Annotated in this window: 8 protein-coding genes; all 8 read right to left on the reverse strand. The window is 29.4% G+C overall.

Features of this window, described 5'->3' with window-relative positions:
* Nucleotides 1-132: 132 nt before the first annotated feature.
* On the reverse strand, nt 133-1,611 hold the full coding sequence (locus C8C76_RS14350; RefSeq protein WP_108142831.1) for a GGDEF domain-containing protein: 1,479 nt from the start codon (nt 1,609-1,611) through the stop codon (nt 133-135).
* Nucleotides 1,612-1,624: 13 nt separating this feature from the next.
* On the reverse strand, nt 1,625-2,650 hold the full coding sequence (locus tag C8C76_RS14355) for a uroporphyrinogen decarboxylase family protein (protein WP_108142833.1): 1,026 nt from the start codon (nt 2,648-2,650) through the stop codon (nt 1,625-1,627).
* A complete protein-coding gene (locus tag C8C76_RS14360; protein ID WP_108142835.1) occupies nt 2,647-3,297 on the reverse strand; it encodes a cobalamin B12-binding domain-containing protein in 651 nt (216 codons plus the stop codon). Before C8C76_RS14360 ends, C8C76_RS14355 begins: the two co-directional genes overlap by 4 nt.
* Before the next feature lie 311 nt (nt 3,298-3,608).
* The gene (locus C8C76_RS14365) at nt 3,609-4,736 is read right to left on the reverse strand and encodes a YibE/F family protein (protein WP_108142837.1); all 1,128 of its coding nucleotides are present in this window, start codon (nt 4,734-4,736) and stop codon (nt 3,609-3,611) included.
* A 92-nt stretch (nt 4,737-4,828) separates the two neighbouring features.
* Entirely contained in the window at nt 4,829-6,346 is a 1,518-nt protein-coding gene (locus C8C76_RS14370) for an alkaline phosphatase (protein WP_108142839.1), read from the reverse strand.
* 412 nt (nt 6,347-6,758) lie between these two features.
* Nucleotides 6,759-8,081 carry a sigma-54-dependent transcriptional regulator gene (locus tag C8C76_RS14375; RefSeq protein ID WP_073155987.1) on the reverse strand — a complete coding sequence of 441 codons (1,323 nt, stop codon included), beginning with the start codon at nt 8,079-8,081 and terminating at the stop codon, nt 6,759-6,761.
* Complete coding sequence (locus C8C76_RS14380; RefSeq protein ID WP_073155989.1) at nt 8,059-9,444, reverse strand: sensor histidine kinase; 1,386 nt, start codon at nt 9,442-9,444, stop codon at nt 8,059-8,061. The genes C8C76_RS14375 and C8C76_RS14380 overlap by 23 nt, the downstream gene beginning before the upstream one ends.
* A gap of 68 nt (nt 9,445-9,512) precedes the next feature.
* Nucleotides 9,513-10,364, reverse strand: a complete 852-nt coding sequence (locus tag C8C76_RS14385) for a phosphate/phosphite/phosphonate ABC transporter substrate-binding protein (protein ID WP_073155992.1) — start codon at nt 10,362-10,364, stop codon at nt 9,513-9,515.
* Between the last annotated feature and the right edge of the window lie 268 nt (nt 10,365-10,632).

Below are 10,632 nucleotides of genomic sequence, written 5' to 3' on the forward strand. Positions count from 1 at the left end.
TCAGTATGGAGTTTTCAAAGTTCAATATTTTAGTTATTTATTACAATTATTACTTTTTTAGACTGTTACTTTCTGGCTTTAGCCGAGAATCCTCAACTTCTTTCCGTCAAATCCAATTTATATGGTATAATTCTAATCTTTTCTCATTTTATCTCTATACATTAAATTATCAGCTTTTTTCATGAAGTCTTCAATTGTCTCATTATTGTTCTGATTAATTACATAGCCAATAGAAACACTTAATTTTAAATGTTTTTTTTCTAATTTTTCATTATACCTATCAATTAAATTAAGAATTCTATTTTTTATTGATTTTGCTGTTTTTTCATCACCATCGTATAAAAATGCAGTAAATTCATCTCCACCAATTTTAATAACAATATCTTCTTTTCTGAAACATTGGTTCAGAATATCAGCAAAACTTTTTATTAGTTTATCTCCTTCGATATGTCCAAAATTATCATTTACATACTTTAACTTATCGATATCAAACATAAAAATAATTTTTACTTCATTATCAACTTTATTAGTTAATAATTGATTTAGGTAATTTCTATTGTACAATCCTGTCATTGAGTCGTGAAAACTGATGTATTTCAATTTGTTCTCTGATTTCACTATTTTTTCATACTGCTCATTATTATAAAGTACCAGACCTAAGAACTTAGAGATGTCCAGTGCAAGGTTAAGATATCTTTCAATATATTTTGAAAACAAAAATGCACTGGCATCTAAAACTCCATAAAGATGATCATTCCATGAAACTTTAATACAAAATCTATTTTCATTTTTAAGCATTAAATAATTATCATCATTTGATTTAAAATCTCTTAATTCAGAGGGCATTAATTTAGAGTTTCCACTCCAAAATTTGAATTTTTGAACACCAAAAACCATCATAAACAGATCTTTTACTTTACCTATTACATCTCTTCTGTTTGTGTAAGAAGATATTTCCCCTAATATATCAAAAACAGCAGCGTAATCTGCACACTGGCTTCTTAGTTCATTGATTACTCCAGTATTTTCTTGTTTTTGATTGTGAAGCCGCCATTCATATACCTTACTCTTCAGCAGTAATTGAATTATTTTAAGATTGATTGGTACAATTAAATAAGGAAGATCCAAGTAGGATGATAATTCTTTTAATGAGTCTTCAGCATTATCATAGATTTTTGCATCAAGAAAAACAATTTGTTTACTTGTTTCTTTAAAAAACATTCTTGCTGTTTCTTTATCAAAGCCCATATTAGCAAGATGACTTTTCCATTTTTTTAACCAACCTGTACTTATAATATAATTACCTTGTGCAATAAGATAATTCAAAAACTCATCACTAATCAAATTAGAAAAACAATAATTAGAGCTAATGGTTTCAGTTATAATTTCTTCGTTAATAAGCTTCAAAGCATCACAAGAGCGACTGCAAATCAATACACTTTGTTCTTTTTTAGCTTTAGAAAATATTTTTGTTACTTCACTTTTTTCTTTTTTACTATCGCATAAACTTGGAAATATGCTCAGATTTACATCATTGATTCCTTCTCTTTGTAATGCTGCCTGATATTCAGGATAAAAGTTCTCACATATAAAAATTTGTAATTTTTTCATTTATTTTTCCGCCTTAATTAATTGGATAGGTACCGTGTTTTTTGATTGTCTCAGTAATCTCAAGCAAAATATCTTCCGATACCTGCCATGGGATCTCCCCATGATTGTCAGACAAAATAAATCCTCCCCCTCTGGCCGCCTTTTGAATAAGTTCTTTAACTTCTTTTCTGGTTTTTTCTTTATCCCAATTTATCATATCAATACCATTTAAATTTCCAAGAAGACATATTTTCTTAGCTGCTCTTTCCTTTATTGCTTCTATATTATCTTCCCCGCTAAAGCCAAGTACTGCTGAACCTGTTGCAGCTATATCATCCACAACTGGAAAAGCGATCCCTGAAGCGAGGTGGGTGGCTGTCGCACCTTTAATTTGACTTAATGTTTTCTTTGCAATTTTATATCCAGTTTCCAGATATTTTGCTCTTTCAATAATTGTAGGTGAAGCAAGAGGATCAAAATAACAAATTGCTGTAGCTCCTGCTTCAAGCTGAGCATTGGCCCAAGACACACAGAATTCTTGATTAATTTTCATTAACTGTTTAAACTCATCTTTCTTAAAGTATATTAATTCCAGATATTTTTCAAACCCTATCTGCATTACAGGCAGGGAAAAAGGTGACATTACTACCCCGACAATGGGAACCTCGTCTCCAATAATTTTTTTTAAAATTCGGGTCACTTCCAGAACTTTTTGTAATGGGTTTGAATCATATATCTTAGGTGGTTTTATATTTTTTATCTGCCCTATACTCTTTATAAAAGGTTCTCCAGAATTTGGTGGTCCATCTTCAGTAAACATAACTTCCCCTCCAAAAGCCTCTATTTCAACTGCTGCATAGAAAAAGGTATATAAACAGTCATTACTATATTTTTTTCTCATATCCAGCTGAGCTTTCACCACATGATCTGGTTTAGAAAAGTATTCTTTTATTGATAACCCTAACTCTTTAGCACCATAATGAGAAAACATATGAAAGACAGGCACACGATCCGGTTCTTTATGACTGATAGCTGTCATAACACGTTCCATTGAATTCATGACTGCTTTCCTCCCTTCATAAAGCTCTCAATAATTTTTGATGCTTTTGCTCCATTCTTCCCATCTGCATCTGCATTCACTTTTTCCCATAAATTAGAATCTAATCTGAATGGAGCACCGCCTACAATAACTTTGGCCGATGAACCACCATCACGCAGTCTTTCAACAACTTTTTTTACCTTCAGAGCAGAAGGAAGCATTAATGTAGATATCAAAAGAATATCGATTTCTTCCTTAAGAGTTCTAGCGACTATTTCTTCTACAGTCAAACCCTGCCCAAAATCAACAGGATCATAACCTCCTGCTTTTAAAACTGAATAAACAATTCTTTTTCCTAAAGAATGATGATCCTGCAAAACCCCAATAGCTATTTTTAATTCATTTTTATCTGAAACGATATTTTTGGGAATGTACTTTTCAATCAATTCTTCACAAATAACACCACTCATATATACCTGTGATAAAGATAATTGGCCATTTTCCCAGCCATCCCCGATTTTCTCCAATACTTCTATTGTTAAATGCTCCAGCATTTCAAAATTTTTATCTTTTTCATAAAAGTTTTTAAATATTTTGGCTGCCTCAATTCGATTGATTTGAAGTAATGTCGTTTTTAAATCTTCAACTGCCAGATCTATTGCTGCCATCAGAAGCTCCCCCTTTTTTATACATAAGATATTTTGCAATAATTTTTTTCTCTATTTGGGTTGTAAATCTGTTTTTGATACCTATATATATATTATACCATAAACTTGAATTATATGTTTGAATATTCAGTTTTTCAAATTCTAAAGTTTGAAAATACCATAATCAATTATCATAATTATAATCTTGAAATGAAATCAAAAAAAGGACTGCACGATTTCTCATACAATGCCTCAATAATAAGATGCTTCACCTCCAAGTTTTGCCTGGTAGCGCAGGTTTCTTGGGGGTTTTTTGATTTGAAATTTTAAAATTAATCTTTATTTTTTTCTAATTTAAATTTTTTGCTGTAAAGCCAGGCGGCAAAAATCGTAGTAATTGGTGCCACTATTATTAGGCCAATACTACCAACAAGAGTTCTTAATATTTCTGAAACAATAATTCTCAAATTAAAAATTCTTCTTAGAGTTGCTGTTCTAGTCATAAAAGCCATTATTAGTGTTAAATATCCACCTGCATAAGCCAAAAGCAGAGTTGTAGTCATAGTTCCAATTACATCACTTCCTACATTAAAACCAGATTTGATCAAATCTTTCATTTCCATATCAGGTCGCTGTTCTTTTAATTCTTTAATAGTTGTAGCCATATCCATAGCAATATCCATTGCCGCTCCAGAGGCCCCAATGACTACAGCTGCATAAAATATTTCTCTTATATTTAAATTAAAATAACCCGCAGCCATCATCTCTCCTACATAAGGAGAAGACATCCCATCAAGTGCAAGTTTATTTCCAAAAAAGATTGTTAAAGCAATAGTTATTAAAAGACTTGAGCTAGTACCAAAAAATGAAGCAAAACCCTTTTTAGTAAAACCAGCAATAGAAAATAAGATTAAAGCAGATAAAATTAGAAGCACAAAAGATGTAAAAATCAATGGATCTAAACCTTTTAGTAATCCGGGAATTAATATCTTCCAAATAATAAATATACTTCCTATAAAAGAAAACAGAGCTTTTAATCCTATATACCGAGCATAAAGTATTAATAATATAATAAAAAGTGCAATTAATATTAAAATCCAGCCCTGTCTATAAACATCTAAAGCAACTGCAGCTCTAATCTCATTATTTTCTGTTTCTGAAATTGCAACTAAAATTTCATCTCCTTCATTAAACCGATAATCCCAGCCCAAATTTCCAATTAAATGATTGGAAGCATTAATAATTTTTCCTTTGTATTTACCCTCTTTTATTTCAACTCTTACTATTTGTCGCCCAAATTTTTGAACTCCCGAACCACTGATCTCGCTATCATCAACTTTTTTTACTACAGCTCTAAGTTCTCTGGTATCATTTTGAAAACTTAAATTATAAAACAAAAATAAAAGTGATGCCGTAATAATAATTATTAGAATAATTGCTTTAATTTTTTTGCCCTTCATATTTGTTCCCCCACACTCCCCACACTAAAATTTAAAGAAAGGTGAGGAAAAATTCCCCACCAATCAATCAAAGATTAATTTATATATCTCTTCTAATTAAGTTCTACTTCTAATAGTTCTGCAGTGATTTTAGCTACATCAGTATTATCCATTGAGCCAGTATATCTAGCTGCACCAACACCATGGGTTCTAATAGGAATAATTTGTCCGGTGTGAGCAGAAGAAGTCCATCCAATTCTAGATCTTCTTGAAGTAATGTGAGCTATAGTTGACTGTACTGGGCTTATCCAGGTTGCCTGTGGCCAATAACCGTTAATTTCATCAACGTCTGCTCCGCGACCTTTTGCATCCTGAAGATCCATAGCATTTTCTAAAAGTTCTTTTTCTCTCTCAGTTAATTCTGCTATTCCAAAATCTTCTTTTAAATCAGTATATAATTGTTCTCTATCACCTGTGTACTCAAAGCCTTCCTCAATAGAAGCTTTTACCTCGCGAATAGGTGCTAGATCCATAAAGTAATCATATTCCATACCTTCACTGCTGTTTAAACCAAGACCACCAGTTTCATGGTCACCAGCAACAATTATTAAAGTTTCATTTGGATGTTCTAGATAAAACTTATAAGCTGTTTTAACAGCATCATCAAAGGCTAAAGTATCATGGATGGTTGTAGCAACATCATTATCGTGAGCTGCATGGTCAATTCTTCCACCCTCAATCATCATAAAGAATCCTTCATTATCCTGTTTTAATAATTCTATTCCTTTTGCTGTCATTTCTGCAATACTTGGAACTAATTTATTGTCTCTATCAATTTCGTAAGAAACATGGCTCATAGTTGGTGTATAAATGACTTGATCTCCAGCCTGTGGAGTATAATCTCTAAATGCTGCTGTTTGATCACTAGATTCAAATACTTGATAACCTTTATCTGCAAATTCTTCAAATAGATTTCTGTTATCTTCACGCTTAGAGTTATCATTATTACCTGGTAAAAAATGTCTTGCTCCACCACCAACAAGATAATCAATTTCATTTTCTAAATACTGTACTGCTATCTCATTCTCCATTCCTCGATCAGGCACATTAGACCCAAAAGAAGCAGGTGTAGCATGAGTGATTCTAGCAGTTGAAACTAAGCCTGTAGCCATACCTTTATCTTTGGCTGCTATTAAAACAGACTTAAGCGGCTTATCATTAAGGTCCAAAGCAATAGTATCTCTATCAGTCTTAACACCAGTCGCTAATGCTGTTGCAGTTTGAGCAGAACCAGGTACTAAAGTAAATGATCCCGTAGTTCGTGTTGAACCTGCATGATCCAATCTATGCATCATTAATCTGTCACTATGTTTTTCTGCTTTAAGATCAATAAAGCTCTCTCCATACTCTTCATAATCATGATTAACTTCTTCTAAATTTTCAAATTGATTATAGTATTCTGCTAATGTTGCCTGAGAACTGGACATACCATCACCAATAAGAAAAAAAATATATTTTGGATTTTCTGCTTCAGTTCCAGCAGCTAAAACACTACCAGCTAAAAGCATTGCAATTAAAACAGTCATAATCATTCTAGAATAAATTTTTCTTTTTCTAATTTTTTTAAACATTTAATATCCCCCTAATATGATTTAATATTTTTCATTAACAAATAAATAACCAATAAATAAATAAATAAATTAATTTTTTATTAAAATACCCTTTTCTTATTCACCCCCAAAGCTAAAATAATTAATAACCAGTCATGCCACCTATATTTAATGCAATTTTCATACCAGAAAAGTAATATTTAATAAATTAAAATAAAAAATATATTTTTTGAAAATTATCAATAATAAATCTTATTTAAGAAAATAATTTATTGAAATTTATATCAATCTTTTTATATTTAATGCTTTATTTTTATTTTTAAATAAAAATACCAGTAAAAACTTTCCTTAAAAAAGAGTCTTTACTGGTTTAAATATTATAATATTCTTTATTTTGTGTATTCTTAGTAATCTTCACATTTTTGTTGTGTAATTACTCAACTAAGTCTGCAACTTCTTTGTCATCTTTATACTTTTTAATCCAGTTATATAAAGTCTTTCTAGAAATCCCTAAAATTTGAGCTGCTTTAGTTTTATTACCACTGCTTTTTGTTAAAGAATTAATAATTTTTTCTTTTTCACTTAATTTATTTTGATCAAAATTAACTTTTTCTATAATTTCCGGGGGCAAATCTTGAACAGTAATCTCCTTATTTTTAGAAGTAACAATTAACCTTTCTGTTAAATTTTCTAACTCTCTAATATTTCCAGGCCAGTTATATTTTTTTAATAAATCAACAGCCTTATCAGAAATACTTTTTCGAGCAACCCCTTCTCGGTCCGATATTTTTTTAATAAAATGATCTATTAAAATCTTAGTATCTGATTTTCTTTCTCTAAGAGGAGGAACATTTATGGGAATAACATTTAAGCGATAAAAAAGATCACTCCTAAACTCATTTTCTCTGACCATTTTCTTAATATCTCGATTAGTAGTTGCAATTACTCTCACATCGATATCTCTACTTATATTTTCACCAACTCTTTCAAATTTTTTCTCCTGTAATACCCGCAGTAGTTTAGATTGAGTATCAAGGCTAATTTCAGTAATTTCATCTAACATTATAGTCCCTTGATCTGCCAATTCGAACTTTCCTTTTTTATCTTTAATAGCCCCTGTAAATGAACCTTTTTTGTGTCCAAATAACTCAGATTCGATAATATTGTGATTAAGTGCTGCACAATTTACTGCAACAAAGTTATTTTCTCGGCGCTGACTCTGATAGTGTAAAGCTTTTGCTACTAATTCTTTTCCAGACCCGCTTTCACCCTGAATTAAAACCGTCGAACTATAATCGGCTGCCATATTAATTGTTTCTAGCAAATTATAAACTGCTTTACTTTCCCCAATTATTCTCTTATATTTTTTCCTTATCTCATCTTTTTCATCAATTTTACATTGCCCAATTAAATTTCGAATCTTGATTTTTAACTCATCATAATCCAAGGGTTTAGTTAAAAATTCTGATGCACCTAATTTCATTGCTTTAACAGCCATCGGAATACTGCCATAAGCAGTCATAAAAATAAATTTACTTTTAATATTCTTTTTTAACATTGTTTCATAAAACTCAATTCCACTCATTTTTGGCATTCTTATATCTGATATAATTAGATCCGCATTCAAGCTTTTTGCTTTTCTAATTGCCTCATCTACATCATTTGCATAATCAACTATATAATTTTCAGCTTCCAATATTGCTTTTAGAACCTTAGATATATTTTCTTTGTCATCAACTATTAGTATCTTTTTCATTATTGCTATCATCCTTATAAATAGGTAATTTAATTTTAAAAACTGTATTATTATCAGTATTCGCTTCAATCTTTCCTTTGTGTTTTTCAATAATTTCTTTTGAGATACTTAAACCTATACCACTACCACTTTTTTTTGTTGTAAAAAATGGGTTAAAAATTTTATCAAGATCTTCGTTTTTGATTCCACAGCCATTATCTTCAATATTAATCAAAATATAATTTTCATTATCGTCAACTTTTATTTTAATATAACCAGATTTTTTAATTGCTTCAATAGAATTTAAAATAATATTGGTAAAAACACTTTTCATTTTATTAATATCACCTTTAATATACTTATGTTTAGTATTAAATTCTTTAATTAAAGTTATATTATTATTATCAGTCATTGCCTCTAATAATTTGGATATATCATTTAGAAGATTTATTATATCAATTTTTTTAAATTTATATGATTTAATCCTGGCAAAATTTAAAAATTCATCTAAAAAATTATTTAATGTATCAATTTCTTCATTTATTATTTTCAAAAACCCATTTTGAGAATTTAATTCTTTTTTTAATTTTATTACTTCGACAGCTCCAGAAATGGCTTCTAAAGGGTTACGTATTTCATGTGCTAGATAAGCTGACATTTTACCAAGAGTAGCCAGCTGTGTTTTTTCAATTAAACTTTTCCTGATGATCAGCATTTCTTCATACATCCAGATTACAGAATTATAAAGTTCTTTTAATTCCAGAGGAGGGTTTTTAGACTTTAATTTAGAAATATTAAAATCACTTTCTGGAATTTTGCGAACTATTTTAGCTAAATTAGTAATTGGTTTTAAAATATAATCAGCAGTAATATGAATTATAAATGCCAGCAGCAAAAAAGCTGCTGCTAAAATAATAATCATCATTCTAATCGAATAATTTATCTTATCCTTTAGAGTTTGTTGAGAAAGTGTAATTATTGTCCTGCCGATCACCTCCCCATCTATAATAATATCTTTGCTAGTTATTAACTTATCATCATCTAAATAACTCTGCTTTTCTTCAAAACTATTTTCAATAAATTTTCCCTCTAAATCTCTATTTAATGCTGCTAAAATTCTACCATTATTATTTATTATTTTCGCTTCAACAACATCTTGTTCGCTATTAAAAGAAGTCACATTTTTAGAAAGAGTGCTAAATTCATGCACCAGCAGTGCTTCTTTACTAATTTCTGCTAAAGTCCTTGCTAAAAGTACACCTCTTCTCTCAATTTCCTCCTGAAATATGTCCTTTTGCTGAACAATTAATACATAGGCTACTAAAATCATAATTATTAAAAATATTAACATTGTATAAGTAATCAATCTTTTTTTTAATGACAAAATTAATCATCCTTATTTTTAAAACTTCATTCAGCTGAAGTTCTATGAAGTTCTATTATAACTAATAATTATTTTGAATAATCTACTAAATATTCTCTAACAATGTCATACATTTGATCATTACTAACAGCAAAACCATCAAAACCAGATTTTTGCATTGCTTTTAAACCTTCCTGATCAGTATCAAGACTTAAAAAAGCTTTTCTGAGTTTATTTATTATATCTTTTTTTATATCTTCTCTGGCTGTAATAGAAGATGTTGGTAGATAAGAAGATTTAGCAATAATTCTAATTTGTGAACTATGTTCTTTATTAAGCTCATCTTCTAAAATGAATAACTTTATTGCTCCTGCATCAACTAATCCATAACTTACACTTTTTAAAACATTAATATGTTTGCCTGTGTATACAACATTTAAGTCATCTTTATAATTTATGTTATTTCTATTTAAAATAGCTATTGGTAAATAATAGCCTGAAGTAGAATCTCTTTTAGCTGTGAGGGCTAGTTTTTTACCTTTTAAATCAGTTAAATTTTTAATTTTAGAATTTTTATGTACAATAAAACCTCCTCGATAATAGGGACTACCCAGCCTTTTTTCTAAGACTATTGGCTTACAGTTTAATTCATTACGTGCTTTTACATAAAAGACTGGAGAAAAATAACCTAAATCAATTTTTTTGTTTCTCATTAAATCTATTAATGTTTGATGATCTTTTGCAACTACCAATTCAATATCTATTCCACTTCTTTTAGACACTTCATCCAGGATAGACTGCCAACTTTCTAATTTTGATAAAGCAATTTTTTTGGAAGTGACACCTAAGGTTATAAACTCCTCGGCCTGTATTGAAATTGTAAATATTATAAAAAATAAAATTAGCAGAACTAAATAAAGATATTTTTTTAAATATTTCATTGTCCATCTCCTTAACTTACTTTTATTCTATATATATTTAAATATTTAAAATTAATTAAATAATCTGAAATTTAGTCACCTATTTTTATTATATACAATTAAGAAACAAAAAACAAAAATATTTAAGAAAGACTGACAGAATTATCTGCCAGCCAATTTTTATTATATATAATGGCTCTTTGACAAATGTTGTGAAATCTAAATAGCACCGTTTGAATCAAGTTATCTCTTTAATTTTTTGAATTGCTCTTAAATACTTAGCAATGAT

The organism is Halanaerobium saccharolyticum, assembly GCF_003053565.1.
GTDB lineage: Bacteria > Bacillota > Halanaerobiia > Halanaerobiales > Halanaerobiaceae > Halanaerobium > Halanaerobium saccharolyticum_B.

What these genes read in the sequence shown, in the direction of transcription:
- C8C76_RS14365 (WP_108142837.1), bottom strand. Translation starts at nt 4,736, where the DNA reads ATGAAGGGCAAAAAAATTAAAGCAATTATTCTAATAATTATTATTACG.
- C8C76_RS14375 (WP_073155987.1), bottom strand. Translation starts at nt 8,081, where the DNA reads ATGAAAAAGATACTAATAGTTGATGACAAAGAAAATATATCTAAGGTT.
- C8C76_RS14385 (WP_073155992.1), bottom strand. Translation starts at nt 10,364, where the DNA reads ATGAAATATTTAAAAAAATATCTTTATTTAGTTCTGCTAATTTTATTT.
- C8C76_RS14370 (WP_108142839.1), bottom strand. Translation starts at nt 6,346, where the DNA reads ATGTTTAAAAAAATTAGAAAAAGAAAAATTTATTCTAGAATGATTATG.
- C8C76_RS14360 (WP_108142835.1), bottom strand. Translation starts at nt 3,297, where the DNA reads ATGGCAGCAATAGATCTGGCAGTTGAAGATTTAAAAACGACATTACTT.
- C8C76_RS14350 (WP_108142831.1), bottom strand. Translation starts at nt 1,611, where the DNA reads ATGAAAAAATTACAAATTTTTATATGTGAGAACTTTTATCCTGAATAT.
- C8C76_RS14355 (WP_108142833.1), bottom strand. Translation starts at nt 2,650, where the DNA reads ATGAATTCAATGGAACGTGTTATGACAGCTATCAGTCATAAAGAACCG.